The sequence below is a fragment of the Thalassotalea profundi genome, from assembly GCF_014653195.1.
In the GTDB taxonomy this organism is placed as follows: domain Bacteria; phylum Pseudomonadota; class Gammaproteobacteria; order Enterobacterales; family Alteromonadaceae; genus Thalassotalea_B; species Thalassotalea_B profundi.
Genome location: NZ_BNAH01000003.1, coordinates 112,840 through 130,918, shown reverse-complemented (window position 1 = coordinate 130,918; position 18,079 = coordinate 112,840). Strand labels below are relative to the sequence as shown.

The 18,079-nt window shown below is 36.8% G+C and carries 15 protein-coding genes; 12 read left to right on the top strand and 3 right to left on the bottom strand.

Annotated elements, in window-relative coordinates:
• The first annotated feature begins 31 nt into the window (after positions 1–31).
• On the top strand, positions 32–1,234 hold the full coding sequence (locus IE155_RS04600; protein WP_189376931.1) for a hypothetical protein: 1,203 nt from the start codon (positions 32–34) through the stop codon (positions 1,232–1,234).
• Between the two features lie 188 nt (positions 1,235–1,422).
• On the opposite strand, the gene IE155_RS04595 is transcribed toward IE155_RS04600, so the two are convergent.
• Together IE155_RS04595 and IE155_RS04590 are read right to left on the bottom strand one after the other, a co-directional pair.
• Positions 1,423–2,553, bottom strand: coding sequence for a PQQ-dependent sugar dehydrogenase (locus tag IE155_RS04595; protein ID WP_229817033.1), 1,131 nt, complete (start codon positions 2,551–2,553; stop codon positions 1,423–1,425).
• Positions 2,554–2,581: 28 nt separating this feature from the next.
• Complete coding sequence (locus IE155_RS04590; RefSeq protein ID WP_189376930.1) at positions 2,582–3,037, bottom strand: hypothetical protein; 456 nt, start codon at positions 3,035–3,037, stop codon at positions 2,582–2,584.
• Positions 3,038–3,167: 130 nt separating this feature from the next.
• Between IE155_RS04590 and IE155_RS04585 the strand changes: the two genes are divergently transcribed.
• From IE155_RS04585 to IE155_RS04535, 11 genes are all read left to right on the top strand, one after another.
• Positions 3,168–4,016, top strand: a complete 849-nt coding sequence (locus IE155_RS04585) for an alpha/beta hydrolase (RefSeq protein WP_229817031.1) — start codon at positions 3,168–3,170, stop codon at positions 4,014–4,016.
• 266 nt (positions 4,017–4,282) lie between these two features.
• Positions 4,283–5,770, top strand: a complete 1,488-nt coding sequence (gene xdhA / locus IE155_RS04580; RefSeq protein WP_189376928.1) for a xanthine dehydrogenase small subunit — start codon at positions 4,283–4,285, stop codon at positions 5,768–5,770.
• Positions 5,763–8,150, top strand: coding sequence for a xanthine dehydrogenase molybdopterin binding subunit (xdhB, locus tag IE155_RS04575; protein WP_189376927.1), 2,388 nt, complete (start codon positions 5,763–5,765; stop codon positions 8,148–8,150). Before xdhA ends, xdhB begins: the two co-directional genes overlap by 8 nt.
• Before the next feature lie 10 nt (positions 8,151–8,160).
• Positions 8,161–9,276, top strand: coding sequence for a xanthine dehydrogenase accessory protein XdhC (gene xdhC / locus IE155_RS04570; protein ID WP_189376926.1), 1,116 nt, complete (start codon positions 8,161–8,163; stop codon positions 9,274–9,276).
• Complete coding sequence (gene allB / locus IE155_RS04565; RefSeq protein WP_189376925.1) at positions 9,273–10,628, top strand: allantoinase AllB; 1,356 nt, start codon at positions 9,273–9,275, stop codon at positions 10,626–10,628. The genes xdhC and allB overlap by 4 nt, the downstream gene beginning before the upstream one ends.
• Positions 10,629–10,680: 52 nt before the next feature.
• Positions 10,681–11,754 carry an allantoicase gene (gene alc / locus IE155_RS04560; protein WP_189376924.1) on the top strand — a complete coding sequence of 358 codons (1,074 nt, stop codon included), beginning with the start codon at positions 10,681–10,683 and terminating at the stop codon, positions 11,752–11,754.
• A 1-nt stretch (position 11,755) separates the two neighbouring features.
• Entirely contained in the window at positions 11,756–12,256 is a 501-nt protein-coding gene (gene uraD / locus IE155_RS04555; RefSeq protein WP_189376923.1) for a 2-oxo-4-hydroxy-4-carboxy-5-ureidoimidazoline decarboxylase, read from the top strand.
• Positions 12,253–12,606: a hydroxyisourate hydrolase gene (uraH, locus tag IE155_RS04550; protein WP_189376922.1), complete on the top strand. Its 354-nt coding sequence runs from the start codon at positions 12,253–12,255 to the stop codon at positions 12,604–12,606. The genes uraD and uraH overlap by 4 nt, the downstream gene beginning before the upstream one ends.
• Positions 12,607–12,627: 21 nt before the next feature.
• Complete coding sequence (locus tag IE155_RS04545; RefSeq protein WP_189376921.1) at positions 12,628–13,134, top strand: ureidoglycolate lyase; 507 nt, start codon at positions 12,628–12,630, stop codon at positions 13,132–13,134.
• 88 nt (positions 13,135–13,222) lie between these two features.
• Positions 13,223–14,518: a guanine deaminase gene (gene guaD, locus IE155_RS04540; protein WP_189376920.1), complete on the top strand. Its 1,296-nt coding sequence runs from the start codon at positions 13,223–13,225 to the stop codon at positions 14,516–14,518.
• Between the two features lie 59 nt (positions 14,519–14,577).
• The gene (locus IE155_RS04535; protein WP_189376919.1) at positions 14,578–15,780 is read left to right on the top strand and encodes a urate hydroxylase PuuD; all 1,203 of its coding nucleotides are present in this window, start codon (positions 14,578–14,580) and stop codon (positions 15,778–15,780) included.
• A 63-nt stretch (positions 15,781–15,843) separates the two neighbouring features.
• Here the strand turns inward: IE155_RS04535 and IE155_RS04530 are convergent, their stop codons facing one another.
• Positions 15,844–17,850 (bottom strand): PAS domain-containing hybrid sensor histidine kinase/response regulator, encoded by a 2,007-nt coding sequence (locus IE155_RS04530; RefSeq protein WP_189376918.1) that lies wholly within the window; start codon positions 17,848–17,850, stop codon positions 15,844–15,846.
• Positions 17,851–18,079 lie beyond the last annotated feature (229 nt).

Genomic DNA, 18,079 nt, shown 5'->3' with positions numbered 1-18,079 from the left:
ACTTTTACTTTATGATTTATAAGGAATTTAAATGATATTTTCACGTGTAGTTTTAATCTTGATAATGGTGCTTTTTCTACATGATGTGTTTGCTCAGGACAATTCTCGCCGCCGTAGTGGGCCGCCATCTAATGCGCATTCAAAAAAAGCTGCAATACCTACAGACGCTGAAATGTATGCTAAGACTAAGGCGAATAATGAGGAATTTTTTAAGCAACAAGTTGAACGTCATAAAAAAAGCAGGCAGATCCTTATTGACACTTATGTTATTGAGGCAAAGTACAAATTCATAGATGATCAAGGACGAGAGCCTATTGAAGAAGAATATGAGGAAATACGTTTTCAAGCGTCGATTAAAGCGGACAAAGAAATTGCTTTTGCGATTGATGCAACTCGTAAAGGCGTAGATAAAAATTTGGCTAGGTATGCCGCTTATCAGGCGGATGTAAAAAAACAACAGGAAGAAAAAATAGCTAAACTAATTGCCGATCATGAAGCGCGTAAGTTACCCGAAGATTGGCATCATATGTATGTAGTTCTCAATAATGGTATGGTCCTACGGATGTTTAAACGGGATCCCATGCAATCATATCCCTATATGCTTTATGTCGAAAAGTTAAGTGGTCTTGCTCATGAAATGGGTATTAAGGAAAACTCACTGTTTGGCAGGGCGCGATATAATGATCGTGAAGGCACTTTTGAATATGAATTAGTTATCGATTATAGCAAAGCCTTCGACATTCCCTTAAATTACGAGTTGGTCAAGCAAGGCTGTGGCACAATTTACGATTCCAATGAACTTTCATTCTCGATTCAAGCGCCTGATGCTGATGATCTGACCGGAGATGGCCGCGTCAAGCAATGGCACGCGCCGGGAACTGGTAATGTTTGTCCTTTTGTCGAAATGGATTATGCCAACTGTAAGGTTAAGCGCTGCTTGAAAAGGGTTTCGTCTGATTTAGATGCGACATTGATGCCGGCTGATGCAACCAAACAAGCCTATGAATTAGCTAAACATCACTTTGCTGAGGCAGAAAAAGAGCGTAAAAGCTATGCTGAACATCAAGCGGAATTGCAGTCGATTGTAGCCAAAATTAACCAAGAAACAAAACGCAAAAAACAACAAGCGACGCGAGCTAAATGCCCGCGAGCCATGTGTGATGATATTGTGATTAATCAATTTATTATTGACCAAGCTTGGGGAAGGTCGGCTAGTGAGAAGCCTGTTTGGTAATAAGAATACAGGCTCGAAAATGGCTTTTTTATGGGTTTATAGGGGCTGACTACACACACAAATGGCAGCGTAATCATTTTTAATGCATGTGCTATAGCTCTATAAATTTAATTTCATACTGTAGCTTCGTCCCAATTTAATGGGCATCTCCTCATGGCTTTTATTTAAGAGCGTGTTCTTATTTCCTATCAGTGTTTTACAGTAGACTTAGGCATTAACTTTAATAATTGCCCTTGAGGACTATCTGTTAAAATATAGATATATCCGTCTGGGCCTGTTCTTATGTCACGTATCCGTTGATTACGATCTGCTAACATTACTTCTTCTTCAATTACCTTGTTACCATCTAATACTAATCGTCTGACACTTTGTCCGGCTAGGGCAGCTATAAATAAATTACCTTGCCATTGGGGGAATATATCGCCTTGGTATTCCGTCATACCCGCAGGGGCAATTGAAGGTATCCAATATTTTATGGGTTGTTCCATACATTCAGCTTCTGTAAAAGGTGAAATAATCGCGCCTGAGTAATCTATTCCATGCGTTATAGCAGGCCAGCCATAATTAAGTCCTGGTTTTAATAAATTTAATTCATCGCCGCCTTTAGGACCATGTTCATGCAACCATATTTTATTACTTTTACTGATTAATATGGCTTGTGGATTACGGTGTCCGTAGGTATATATCTCTGGTCTTATACCTTTTTCACCTATAAATGGATTATCTGCAGGTATACTACCATCCGTGTTAATTCTAAGGACTTTACCTAACATGCTATCAAGCGATTGCGCTTGATCTCTCATGTTGAAGCCGTCACCAGCTGTTATTAATAGGGTGTCATCAGGTAAAAATGCCATTCTTGCGCCATGATGATGAGGGGTGTTTCTAGGGGAGCCGGTAAATATTACTTTAGTTTGTTTTAGAGCCATATCTTGAAGTGTTGCGCTGATCACTTCTACATAATTATTATCGGCAGAGCCGCCACTATAAGAGATATAAAGCTTTTGATTTGAAGAAAAATTAGGATCTAATACCACATCGAATAAGCCGGCAGGTCCTCTTACATATATTTCAGGCAGGCCGGTAATTTTTTGTTCGAGTAACTTTCCATCTCGGATCATTCGCAAACTTCCACCGCGTTCAGATACCAACATGTCGTTGTTCGGTAAGAAAGCTAATGACCATGGAAATTTTAGTTTATTAACTACAGTAGATACTTGGTAATTAGTAGTGGCCGTTTCAGCGTAAGTAATAGTACTGGCAACAAGTAAACATAAACCTATACCAAATCTTTTTACCATTTTATGATTATTGTTCATTATTTTTGCCTTGTGTGTGATTCGAGTTTTAATTTTGCACTGTTTTATTATCGTTTGAATTGTTTAAGGTTAAACGTGCGTAAATCCATGTTGAAACAATACAACAACAAGTGATTAAAAATAGTCCTAATGGTGTGCGTGCTGATGCGATAACGGTGAGTCCCATAGTATATTGAATGAGGTACATTGTTAGTGGGAAGGTAGTACAACCGGCAGCAATAAACCAAGCTGTTCTGTTACCGCCAATAAACTGATAGGCATATTTAGCGATAATAAAACCGATTAAAAAGCCACTTGCTATGATTAAAAAGAGAATAGGGCCTAAGCCAACTAAATCTGTCATTGTTGCGTGTAGTCGAACAGGTATTGACACACTAAGACCAAAAGATTGTACTTCAGCAAGTATTATTTGCGTTGATACAATACAAACAAGCAATGTCGCTAATAAGCTTATACCGATAAAAAGTACACTAGTTTTAACCATAAATTACCTTGTGTTGTTACAAGCAAATGCGTCTTATACTTGTTCACATAATATAATAGACTAACAGCTGTCTTTTTGAATGATAAGTTTTGTTGAAAATAAAGTTACGATCTTTTTGGAGTGTAGTATTTTGAAAAAACTCATTTTTATATGTTTTGTTGTTTTTAACGCATTAAATGCAAACGCAAGTAAGGTGATCACAAATGAGTTTACGGGCAAAGAGTCGGGTATAAAACACCCCGTGACCGTTATTTTACCCACGTCATATAACGAGGATAAGCAATATAATGTTATTTATGTATTGCATGGCCATAGTGGTGACAACACCAATTGGACTGAAAAAACGAATATTGAACGTTTAGCCGATACCTTTAATGTGATTATTGTGACACCTAATGGTGGTTATGATTCTTGGTATATTGATTCTAAAATAAAGCAAAATTCATTGTATGAAACTTATATCGCTAAAGATGTTGTTAGTTATATAGACCAAAATTATTCGACATACGCTAATCGATTCAGCCGCGCTATTACAGGTTTATCAATGGGGGGATTTGGTGCGCTTCATATCGCTATAAATAATCAACACGTATTTGCTGCTGTTGGGGCTATGTCGGCAGGTGTTGATTTTCGTCCTTTTCCCAATAAGTTTGGCATTGATAAAATATTAGGGAATTATAATGAATTTGCTAATGAGTGGTCTGACATAGCGATTATTAATAATCTCGACAAAATTAACGTGTCACAAAATAAAGATCCTAAAAGTGATCATAAAGTTGAAGTTAATCAATTATCCATTAGGATTGATATTGGTTTATCAGACTTCTTTTTATCAATAAATCGTCAACTTCATTACGCTATGTTAGCTAAAAATATTCCACATGAATATGTTGAGCAAGAGGGCGGCCATACGTGGAAGTATTGGGATACAGCTATAGTGGGTCAGTTTAAGTTTTTAACAAGTACCTTTCCTCAATAGTGCTAGTCATCGTTGTGTTGGAACGTATTTTCTATAATTAAAATACCAAACAAATACAGCATTTATTTTTCTCACTGCTAAACTAAATATAAAGCCTTAACAGAAATGTTAGGGCTTTATTGTTTCTATCAACAAATAAGTTATAAAAAACAAAATTGACATTTGTGTCAGGTTTTAAATCTGTTATATTTAAATTTATTGAAATTAAGCCATTCTTAAAAGTTAAACAAAACGTTGATTAGGATGAGCTTAATGACGGAAGCGATATGAAAAATAGCACAGTGAGTTTCTTATTAAACAATGATGTTGTGACGTTAGATAACCTTGATCCAAACCTAACGGTTTTACAATACCTGCGTGAAATACAATTTAAAACCGGATCCAAAGAAGGCTGTGCTTCAGGAGATTGTGGCGCTTGTACTGTGGTGGTTGCTGATTTAGAAAGAAACAACCCAAATAGGCTTCATTATAAATCAATAAACGCTTGTATTACCTTTGTTGGTAATTTACATGCGAAACAGTTGATTACTGTTGAGCATTTGAAAGAGGGTGCCAAACTGCATCACGCTCAACAAACCATTGTTGATAATCATGGATCTCAATGTGGCTTCTGTACCCCTGGCTTTGTTATGTCATCGTTTGCTTTACATAAACATAATAAAGCACCAACACGTGCTCAGGTACTTGAAGCACTGGCTGGCAATTTATGCCGTTGCACAGGTTATCGTTCAATTATTGAAGCGGCTATTACTTCAAGTGAACATATTGAAGAAGACGCTTCTGCTCTTCATTATCAAAAAACGGTTGCTGAACTTACGACACTGAAAAAATTATCGTCTCCTATTCTGTCAGGGAATGGCCACAAATATGTAGCACCTAAAAATATTAATGAATTAGCTTACGAGCTAGTTAGTGAGCCTAAATCAACTTTAGTGGCTGGAGGTACAGATTTAGCGCTATCAGTTACTCAAAATTTAGCCACTATTAACCAGCTTGTTTACGTGGGTAATGTTGAAGAACTAACCACAATTGAAGAAACAGCAACGGAGATTATTATTGGTTCGGCTACTTCGTACAGCCAATTTATTGAAACGCTACATCACTATTATCCTGATTTAGGTGAAATGATCGAACGTATTGGCTCAAAACAAATACGTAATACTGGCACTTTGGGCGGCAATATAGGTAATGCATCACCTATTGGTGATATGCCACCAGCTCTTATCGCACTGGGCGCATCGATAACACTTCACCTTAACGGAGTAGAACGTACTATTTTAGTAGAAGACTACTTTGTTGATTACAAACAAACGGTGTTGCAAGCGTCAGAATTTATCAAATCAGTACAAATTCCTAAACCTTCGAATGGACAAACATTAAAAATTTATAAAATATCTAAACGTATTGATGATGATATTTCTGCTGTATTAGCAGCCTTCTTTATTGAAATTAATAATGAACCACAAGAAGCTTTAAAGGTTGCCAATATTCGTATGGCCTTTGGTGGTATGGCGGGAATACCTAAACGTGCCAAAGCCACAGAGAATATAATTATCGGTAAAGTACTGACCAAAGAAGTTGTCGAGCAAGCAAAAACAGCATTAATCAGCGATTTTCAACCGATGTCTGATGTTAGGGCTTCAGATAAGTACCGAATGACTGTCGCGCAAAACCTCATAGAAAAATGTTATTTAGAGCTTAAATTTGCTCAAGAAAGTAATGTGATAGAAACGCGAGTGGTCAATTATGCGTAGTCTTATCGATATAAAAAAGCTCAATGTAAAAGCAGCAAATACTAACAGTCAGCAAAGTCTTGAAAATGAAAAAAACACTATTGGTTTAGGTGGCGTTGGACGTTCAAAAAAACACGAAAGCGCAGACAAACAAGTTGCAGGTGAGGCCATTTATGTGGATGACCGTTCACCTTTGCGTGGTGAGCTATATGCCGCTGTAGGCCAATCTGAACATGCACATGCAAACATTGTCGCTATGGATTTATCAAAGGTAAAAACTGCTGAAGGTGTTCTTGCAGTAATAACCGTTGAAGATGTGCCTGGTCATACAGATATTGGTCCTGTATTTCCTGGTGACCCCGTACTTGCACTTGGAAAAGTAGAGTATATCGGCCAACCCATATTTGCCGTAGCAGCCAGCAGTTATGAACTAGCTCGAAAAGCGGTTAAATTAGCTAAGATTGAATATGAAGAGCTTGAAGCAGTATTAACGATTAAAGATGCCTTAGCAAAACAAAACTTTGTACGTCCGCCATTTACCATGAAACGTGGTGACTCAGAAAAAGCTATTGAAGGCGCTGAACATCAATTGTCAGGTAGTATTGTTGTTGGTGGTCAAGAGCATATGTATTTAGAAGGGCAAGTGTCTACTGCTGAGCCAACTGAAGATGGCGGCATGAATATTTTTACCTCATCGCAACATCCAAGTGAAGTACAAAAGCTCGTTGCTGAAGTGTTAGATATTCCCTTAAACAAAGTGCTTGTTGATATGCGTCGCATGGGCGGTGGTTTTGGTGGTAAAGAAACACAAGCTGCGCCATGGGCTTGTATTGCTGCTTTACTGGCTAATATAACTAAGCGTCCAGTTAAATTTAAATTATCACGTGTAGACGACATGGTAATGACAGGTAAACGTCATCCGTTTGAGAATAATTATACCGTAGGATTTGACAGCGACGGAGTGATTAAAGGTATCAAAATTGAAGTAAATAGTAACTGTGGTTACTCACCTGATTTATCTGATGCAATTACCGATCGCGCCATGTTCCATTCAGACAATGCCTACTATTTAGATCAAGCAACGGTAACGGGCAATAGATGTAAACTTAATACGGTTTCTCATACCGCTTTTCGTGGTTTTGGTGGTCCTCAAGGAATGATGACGATAGAAATGGTTATGGACGATATCGCTCGTCATATTGGTAAAGATCCTTTAGAAATTCGTATGCTAAATTTATATGGAAAAGAGGATAGGAATGTTACGCATTATCATCAAAAGGTTGAACATAATAACTTAGCTGAACTTATCGAGACCTTAGCAGAAAGTTCTGATTATCAAGCACGTAGACAAACAATAACTGAGTTCAATAAAAGTAACGCGATACTTAAAAAGGGCATTGCTTTAACACCGGTAAAATTCGGCATTTCCTTTACTGTTCAACACCTTAACCAAGCTGGGGCACTCGTGCATATTTATACTGATGGTACTATTCATTTAAACCACGGTGGCACTGAAATGGGACAGGGATTAAATACGAAAATAGCTCAAGTTGTTGCCGAAGTATTTCAAGTTGATGTAGATACGGTCGCTATTTCCTCAGCGCGTACTGATAAAGTGCCTAATACGTCTCCTACTGCGGCATCTTCTGGTACTGACTTAAACGGTAAAGCAGCACAAGCAGCGGCAAAAACCATTAAACAGCGTTTAATAGATTTTGCTTGCGAAAAATATCAAGTCAGAGCTGATCAAGTTAAATTTGAAAATAGTCATATTATTGTGGGCGATCAAACCTTTAGTTTTGCAGAGTTTTCTCAAATTGCATACATGGGGCGTGTTTCTTTATCTTCAACAGGGTTTTATAAAACCCCTAAAATACACTTTGACCGAGCGAAAGGAAAAGGGCGTCCATTCTTTTACTTTGCAACGGGTGCTGCTGTATCAGAAGTGATAATTGATACTTTAACGGGGGAATATAAAACTTTACGCACTGATATTTTACAAGATGTTGGGCATTCCATTAATCCTGCTATTGATATTGGCCAAATAGAGGGCGCATTTATACAAGGTATGGGGTGGTTAACTACTGAAGAATTAATCTGGAATGAAAAAGGGCGTTTACTTTCAAATAATCCAGCTACTTATAAAATTCCAGCAATTAATGATGCACCCGCTGACTTTCGCGTTGCATTAGTAACTGATGCGCCTAATCGCGAACATACTATATATAACTCAAAAGCCGTAGGTGAGCCGCCATTTATGTTGGGTATGTCGGTTTGGTCTGCTTTAAAAGATGCAATATCCAGTATTTCTGATTATAAGCAAAGTCCTGTTCTTGATACACCAGCAACACCAGAGCGAGTGCTTTGGGCGGTTGAATCAATGAAAGCAGCTAGTAAGTAAGGTGCCCAAGATGAACTCATTCGATAATAATCGTTTTGACCAAGAGCCCACTGCTAGTGGCAATTCTTTTAATAACAATCCAGCGCATAAATTAAACTGGAATCAAGCTAGTCTTGAGTTAGCTCAAAAAGGAAAAGCCTATGTTTTAATTACCATTATTGGTGTTTCCGGCTCTACACCACGTAATAGTGGTACAAAAATGGTTGTTACCTTAAATAATACGGCAGAGATCATTTCTTATGACACTATTGGTGGTGGACACCTTGAATATAAGGCGATAAAACACGCACAAACACTTTTAATGGCTAATAAAGATTGCCAAACGATTGAACATTTTCAATTAGGGAGTCAGCTAGGTCAGTGCTGTGGTGGTAATGCTAGTTTACTGTTTGAATGTTTTGCGACCAATGCCATTCATATTGCTGTATTTGGTGCTGGCCATGTAGGCCAGGCATTAATGCCAATGTTGGCAGGTCTACCTTGCCGTGTAACTTGGCTTGATAATCGAGAGTCGCAGTTCTCACATCATATTCAAGGTTCTATTTACGCTAATGTAACTCAACTTATTACAGATGATCCGGCAAGTGAAGTGGCGTCAATGCCAATAAATACTATATACGTGGTAATGACACATAACCATCAATTAGATTTTGATATAAGCCTTGAGATATTAAAGCGAGAAGATTTTCATTATCTCGGTTTAATTGCCTCAGATACCAAATGGCGACGTTTTCAACAACGCTATAAACACAGAGAAATAAGTCCATCCTTAGTAGAGCGCATGAACTGCCCAATAGGGCTTGAACAAGTGGTTGGTAAAATGCCGATGGAAGTAGCGGTGAGTGTCGCAGGAAAGATAATTGAGTCTTATCAGGCTTTGTTGCCCAATATAAATTTATCGCGCAATCAAAAAAATAAAGGAGTAAGTTTTAAGGAAATTAAACAACTGCTTTCGAGCCAGCAAGTAGAAAATCAATCAACATTGAATGAACAATCAATCACTAATCTAAATGCAACTATCAATTTAATGCCATACGCTAAAAACGAAGATGAAGATTATTCTATTATGAATAATGAGCGAGACAGTCAAAATAATAGAGCAACTGAAATTGGAACTACAAAGTGAAGCATTTTGCCTTAAAAAGTAAAAACGTCATTATCAACGATGAAATGAAACCTGCAATCATAGAGGTTAAAGATGAATTGATTTTCGCTATTCATGGTTATGAACACGAATTATCATGTGAAATAAAAGACTTTGGCTCGTTAGTTATTATGCCAGGATTAGTTGACTCTCACGTTCATATAAATGAACCGGGGCGAACGGAATGGGAAGGTTTTAATACGGCAACACAAGCTGCCGCCGCCGGAGGTATAACCACCTTAGTTGATATGCCGTTAAATTGCATTCCAGTAACAACAACAAAAGCGGCATTTCAGGAAAAACTAGAAGCTGTACATGATAAATTATGGGTTGATTGTGGTTTTTGGGGAGGAGTTATTCCTCAAAACATTGGTGACTTAGATGAGTTATTAAATGCTGGTGTTTTAGGTGTTAAATCATTCTTAATCGATTCAGGTATTACAGAATTCCCCAATGTAGAAGCTAAAGATATCAGAGCTGCTATGCCGATATTGGCAAAACACGACGTTCCTTATTTAATTCATGCTGAGTTAGATTGTGGTGGCTTTAATGATGTAGTGATCAGCGATAAATACAATAGCTTTCTTGAGTCTCGGCCTAAAAAATGGGAAAACGATGCTATTGCGCTAATGGTTGAAATGGCAAGAGAGTCCAAGGCAAAAGGTGATAATTGTAAAGTGCATATTGTGCATTTATCGTCTGATGAAGCTTTAGACACGATTGAAAAAGCTAAAAAAGAAGGCTTGCGTTTTACTGCTGAAACTTGTCCACATTACTTAACCATAGCCTCTGAGAATATCCCTGACGGTAAAACGTTATTTAAATGTTGTCCGCCAATTCGTGATAATAAAAATCGTGAACATTTATGGCAAGCAATAACCGATGGCCGGCTAGATTTTATTGTCTCTGATCATTCCCCCTGTACGCCAGAATTGAAACACATTGATACCGGTGACATAGAAAAAGCATGGGGAGGCATTTCAGCATTACAATTTGGCTTGCCTTTAATTTGGTCTGAAGCTAAAGAACGCGGATTTAGTTTAGTCGATATTACAAAGTTGATGTCGAGTAAAACGGCTAAATTTGCTGGTTTAGATCGCATTAAAGGACAAATAGCTACAGGCTTTCATGCGGATTTTTTAATTTTTAATCCCGATCATCGATATGAAATAACAAATGAAATGATAAAGCATCGCCATAATATTACGCCCTACGCTGGCCGTTGGGTTACAGGGCAGGTCGAACATACCTTTGTGCGTGGGCATCACGTTTATCAACAAGATCAATTCATTAATGAACCTATTGGCAAACCATTACTTAAAGGTAAGTTATAAATAAACCATATACTGATCAGTAGCATGAAGTTAAATAATTAGGATAAAAATCATGATGGCAAATATCGACACTCAACAACAAAACAAGTTGAGTGGCAAAGCATTAGCGTTAGAGCAAAAATTAAAAACCTATAGTGTTGATTTAGCTAGTGAACGACTGGGTGGTGAAACATTATCATGCAGTGACGACTTTTTCGCAGGAATGGAAAACCTCATCAAACCAGGTCGTGGGATATTTATAGACGATAAATTTACTGATCGTGGTAAATGGATGGATGGTTGGGAGTCTCGTCGCAGTTACGGGCGCGATAATGGTCGTGAATATGACTGGTGTATTATTCGTTTAGGGGTAAAAGGTGTTATTAGAGGTTTTGACATTGACACTAATTATTTTCGCGGTAATGCACCCGAACAAGTCTCTGTTGAAGGGTGTGTATGTAAAGAAGAGCCTAACGAATCAACTGTTTGGGATGTTATTTTAGACAAGGCATCGGTTGACGCTCATAGCCAAAACATATTTGAACTTAATAATACAACAAACAAACCTTATACCCATGTACGTTTAAATATGTTTCCTGATGGTGGCATTGCTAGATTTCGTGTTTATGGTGAGGTAGAGGTTAATTGGAATGATTTTATTGATGGTGAACTCATTGACCTAGCGGCAATTAAAAATGGTGGCAAGGCTTTACTGGTCAGTGATATGTTTTTTAGTGATAAAAACAATTTAATCTTACCTGAACGTGGAAAAAATATGGGCGATGGGTGGGAAACCAAGCGCCGTCGTGATCCCGGTCCAGATTGGTCAATCGTAAAGCTAGCTTGTCAAGGGAGCATTGAAAAGGTAATTGTTGATACTTGTCACTTTAAAGGTAATTTTCCCGATACTTTTACGTTAGAGGGGATGGTTACTAACAGTGATGATTTTACTGATGGTAAACAAGAGGAACATTGGCAACCTATCATAGATCGAACTCAATTATATGCTAACCGCGAGCATTTATTTATTAATGAGATGCTTGTTAATAATTCACAAAGTTTTACCCACATCCGTTTAAATATATTTCCTGATGGCGGTGTTTCTCGCTTACGCGTATTTGGTAAACCTCTAAAATATAAAGGTTAATATGAGTTTAGATAACTTAAATAACACAACGCTTGAGCAAGCTAAACACAGTTTCATGCAATGTTGTACTTCAAGCCAGTGGGTTAATGCTATGGCTATTGCTCGCCCGTTCTCCAGTATCGAATCCATGCTCAAACATGCAGATGCTGTATGGGATAAGTTAAATGAATCAGATTATTTAGAAGCGTTTGAAGGTCACCCACAAATAGGTAATGTAAACACTTTACGTGCTAAGTATGCCAATACCAAAGCCTTAGCTAGTGGCGAGCAAAGTGCTGTTCAAGAAGCAAGCGATCAAGTATTACACGCTCTTGCAAAAGGAAATACAGACTATCTTAATAAATTTGGTTTTATTTTTATTGTCTGCGCCACAGGTAAAACGGCAAGCCAAATGTTAGCACTTTTAGAAGCTCGTTTACCTAATAATAGAGCGACAGAGCTTGCTAATGCCGCAGAAGAACAACGTAAAATATTTCAACTGAGATTAGAGAAGTTAGTATGAGTCAAATAACCACACATGTTTTAGATACCACACGAGGTAAACCAGCACATAATTTACCAATTATACTATTTGGCCAAACTAAAGATGGATGGCAAGAACTCGCATCAGGTATGACTAATAGTGATGGTCGCATTGCCGATTTATTTACAAAAGACGTTGTATTACCCGTGGGTATTTATCGCATGAGGTTTGATACAAAAGCGTATTTTGAAGCAAATAAAGAGACGGGGTTTTACCCATTTGTAGATATTGTATTTGAGCTAAATGAGTCATCTCATAATAGCAAAAGTCATTATCACATCCCTTTATTATTGTCTGCGTATGGTTATTCAACCTACCGTGGCAGTTAGTTACGCGAAGTGGTGAATTCAATGTTGGATAACGTACAATATATAACGCCTAAACCATTAACTAACGAGGCTTTTAGTGCATATGGCGATGTAATACAAGCGAGCAATGATACTAACAACTTCACCATCAATAATGGCTTTACTCACCGCTTTCATGATTTAGCCAACATAGATGTTAACGATGATAATGGACGTGCGTTACTTAATATTTTTCGTTCTACGCCTTTAGAGCAACCTATAGCGATTAAAATGATGGAAAGACACCCAAAAGGCAGCCAAGCATTTATTCCTTTGGGAAATAATCCTTACTTAGTTGTTGTTGCCCCAGCTGGTGAGTTTAACAGTAAAAATATAGAAGTATTTATTGCTAATTCTGATCAAGGAGTGAATTACCATAAAGGGACTTGGCATCATTTCTGTTTAGCCTTAGTCAGTGTGAGTGATTTTTTAGTTATCGATAGAGGGGGAGAAGGCGATAACTGCGACGTGGTTGATTTAGATGGTTCATTAGTTATTACAACAGTTTAATCTGGTTTAGTTTAATTAGATTTATTTTAAATATTGCCAATATATTAAAAAAACTTGGCAGAGCATATTATGTATTAGGTGTGACTAAATGTTAAAAGTATTTCGTGGGGAGTTACTACACTTTTTGGCTGATCCAGCTAAAGTACCCCTAGAAGAGAGTTACCAATATTTTGAAGATGGCTTACTACTCATTAAAAATGGCATAGTCGAGCAAGTCGGTGATGCAGCAGATTTATTACCCACGTTAGATGAAAGCGTTAAGGTAACGCATTATCGTAGTGGGTTAATTATGCCAGGTTTTATAGACACCCATGTACATTATCCTCAAACTGAAATGATCGCCTCGTATGGTGAACAATTACTTGAATGGCTAGAAAATTATACCTTCCCATTTGAACAACAATTTTCGGATTTTGAACATGGTAAAAGTGTTGCTGAATTCTTTTTAACGCAACTACTTGCTGCTGGAACAACGACTGCATTAGTGTTTGGTACTGTGCATAAAGAGTCTGTTGATGCTTTTTTTACTATTGCTCAACAGAAAAAACTTCGCATGATCTGTGGTAAAGTATTGATGGATCAAAATTGCCCTGATTACTTATCTGACACAGCACAAAGTGGCTATGATGAAAGCAAAGCATTAATTGAAAAATGGCATAATAAAGACCGTTTACAATATGCCATTACACCACGTTTTGCTCCTACTTGTTCCAAAGAACAATTAGATAAAGCAGGGCAATTACTCAATGAAAATCCCAGTGTTTATTTACATACCCATTTAAGTGAAAACCAAGCCGAAATTGCTTGGGTTAAAGAGCTGTATCCTGAGAATGATGGTTACTTAGACGTATATGATAAAAGTAAATTACTTGGCCGCCGCAGTGTGTTTGCTCACGGTGTACATTTACATGATAGGGAATGTCAGCGTTTAGGAGAAAGTCATTCTGCTATTGCTTTTTGTCCAAGTTCTAATTTATTTCTAGGTAGTGGATTATTTAATTTACAACAAGCACAAAAATTTAATGTCAATGTAAGTTACGGCACAGATATTGGAGCTGGCACTACATTTTCTATGTTAAGTACACTTAATGAAGCATATAAAACCCAGCAACTTCGTTCAGAAAAACTAGATCCTTTTCAATCTTTTTATCTAGCGACGTTAGGTGGCGCTAGGGCGTTAGATTTAGAAGGTGTTATTGGTAACTTTAGCCAAGGTGCAGAAGCAGACTTTATCGTTTTAGACTATAACGCAACACCACTTATTGAGCGCAGAATGCGACATTGTACTAACGTATCTGAAAAGCTTTTTATTTTGAGCATGATAGGTGACGAACGACATATTAAATCGACCTATATTATGGGTGAAAAAGTAGTAGGTTTATAAATAATTAATGCTTCAATACCTGTTCATGTAAAGAAGCTAAAAATCAATTAAGGGATAAAATGGATCCGTATATTACAGAATGGCTCAATTTAATAATTCGCTTTGCTCATCTTATTACCGGTATTGCATGGATTGGCGCGTCATTTTATTTTGTTTGGCTCGATAACCATTTAGAAAACCCACCACAATGGAAAACAGACAAAGGCATTGGAGGTGACTTATGGGCTATTCATGGCGGTGGTTTTTATGAAGTTGCCAAATATAAACTTGCCCCTGAAAAAATGCCAAGCACATTACATTGGTTTAAATGGGAAGCCTATACCACATGGATAACAGGATTCTTACTCATGTCTTTAATGTTTTATGTGGGGGCAGAGTCTTATTTAATTGATAAAAGGGTCGCAGATTTAACACAATTACAAGCTATCGGGTTAGGTATTGGTGCAATTGTGTTTGGCGTAACAGTTTATGAAGTTTTAGTAAGAACAACGTTACGTAACCATAGTGTTATCTTAGGTGTGATATTAATCATTTTTGCTACTGGGTTATCGTATGGCTTAACTCAAGTATTTAGTGCTCGTGGTGCTTATATGCATATGGGAGCGATCATTGGTACTATTATGGCGGGCAATGTATTTTTTGGCATTATGCCTTCTCAACGTGCCTTGGTAAAAGCGGTTAACGAAGGAAAAGCACCTGATCCTGCATTCGGACTAAATGCAAAACTTCGTTCAACTCATAACACGTATACCACGCTTCCTATTATTTTTATTATGATCTCAAACCATTACCCAATGACTTATAATCATAATGCTAATTGGTTAGTGTTAATTGCTATAATTTTAATAACCGCAGCTATTCGTCAATACTTTGTTTTACGTCACTTTGGTAAACAAAAACCGTTAATATTAGTCGGTGCGGTATTGGCAACTATTGCGCTTGCCTTTGTTATTGCGCCGAAAGCTACAAACTTGACTGAAGCACAAAAACAGCAAACTGTTTCTAGAGAACAAGTGCAAACGATCATAAAAGAGCGTTGCAGTTCTTGTCACTCTGAAAACAATACCGATGATATTTTTAAATCGGCACAAGCAGGTGTGGTTTTTAGTGATGGTGAATCTATAAAGCAATGGGCGCCTAGAATAAAAGCTCGAGTGATTGACGCCAAAGATATGCCATTTATGAATAAAACTAAAATGACAGATACAGAACGAAATACTTTAGCGCTTTGGTTAATTTCTCTAGATAACGACAAACAATAAAAATCATATACTTGTGCCATTTCTGTTACGGAGAATAGGAACGGCACATGTCAAATCAATTTATTAAATAAAGCACTTGTTAGGTAACCATTTTTTTAATATATCAATAACTTTTTGTGGATCTAAAGGCTTTGTTAAATAATCATTCATACCAGAGTCTAAACATTTTTTCCTATCGCCAATCATTGCATTAGCGGTAATAGCTATTATTGGCAGCTTAGTGTTATTGTTATCAAATGTTTTTAATCTAATTTGTTTTGTTGCTTCATAGCCGTCTAATACCGGCATTTGACAATCCATAAAAATCAAATCATAAGTATTGCCGTTTCCTAATGCACTTATGGCTTCTTTTCCATTACATGCAAGGTCAACAGTAATGCCTAAGCCAATAAGCAACCCTCTGATCACCAGTTGATTAACCCTATTATCTTCGGTTACTAAAATATGTGCGTTAAATTGTTGTTTTTTAATAGGAAGAGCATTTAGTGTTTGTGACGCTTGTCGTGTTTTAATTCCAGACACCTTTATTAGCTCATTTAATATTTCTAAATGTTTAAAAGGTTTTGTAATTTGTCCTTTGACACCTAACTCTTTAGTTTTATTATCGTCAAATCGCCGATTTTGAGATGATGAGATTATTAAATTAATTTGTTCCAATTGACTATAATTTAACTGTTTTTTGTTATTCATCTGCTTAGTTTCAAGCAGGCTATTATCTATGATAGCGATTGTGATTGGTTCATTTATATCTGAAGCTATTTTTAATTGATTTAATGCTGACTCTATTGAGTCTGCCGATTTATATTTTATCCCCCAAATCTGGTGTAATTTTTCCATAAAATTATGATTGTGCTTATTAGTATCAACAAAAATTACTTTTTCTTTTTTTAATTCATCGGGAATTGTTGTTACTTTATTTAATATTTCTGATTTTGAAAAAGGTAAAGTAAACCAAAAAGTCGAACCTTTTAAAAGTGTTTGTTCTATACCAATAGTTCCTCCCATTAGCTCAACAATTTTCTTACTAATTGATAGCCCTAATCCAGTTCCCCCATATTTTCTTGTTGTGGAGTTATCCGATTGTGAAAACTGTTCAAATAATTGACTCTGCTTTGATTGTTCAATGCCGATACCCGTATCAATAACTTCAAAATGAAAAACTTTTTTATCAGCAGTTTCTTCTATCTGTTTAACATATATTGCGATGTGTCCAGTATCAGTAAACTTAATCGCATTACCGATTAGATTGGTCAATATTTGCCTTATTCGCCCTGAGTCTCCTGTAATCCATTGATCAATCACTGGGTAGGCAGGACAGATAAGCTCTAAATGTTTATCTTGTGCTAGGAAACCCATTGTTGCACCAAGTTCTTCTAACATTTTTCCTAGATCAAAAGGCGTGAATTCGAGTGTTAATTTACCTGCATCTACTTTTGAAAAATCTAAAATGTCATTAATTATTGTTAGTAAACCAACAGCGGAGGATTTTATAATATTAGCGATTTTTAGCTGTTCAGCGTTGAGTTCATGCTCAATTAACAAATTGATCATGCCTATTACGCCATTCATTGGGGTACGTATTTCATGACTCATGTTTGCTAAAAAGTCGGCTTTAGATATATTAGCCACTTCAGCTTGCTCTTTGGCTAATGCAAGTTTAGCTATATTGTCTTTTTGCTGGGTTATATCAGTTCGAATCGATGTAAAGCCAATTACCTTTTTATCACTATCAAAATTAGGCACTATTGTGGTGTCTACCCAATAATAATGGCCATTTTTTGCTCTATTACGCACTTCATCATGCCAAACTTTACCGGAGAGTATAGTTTGATGCATTTTTTTCCAATAGGACTTAGGCTGATTATTAGAATTTAAAACATTATGCTTTTTACCTAAAAGTTCACTTTCATGATAACCACTAATATCAATAAATTTGTCATTTACATAGACAATAATGCCTTCTAAATCAGTGATTGATACAAGTGAGTGTTGGTCTAATGCAAATTTTGCGGATTCAGCTTGTTGTTTTGCAACGGAGAGATTGGTTGAATCTTTATTTTTTTTATTCATATGTTTATGCATCCGAGCCCACATATTGTATTTATTATCAAGGTAGGCTATTAGTTTAAGCAAGTATGAATACAACCAAAAATCAGCTGTATATAAAACAACCACACATAATTAGCTTAGTCTAGCTTTAGGTTATTTGATAGTTATTGTAGTAAAAGGCCTGTAAAACTTATTTAAAATAGCTATGTTCGGATATGAATAAAGAGAAACCATGTTATAAATATAAAAA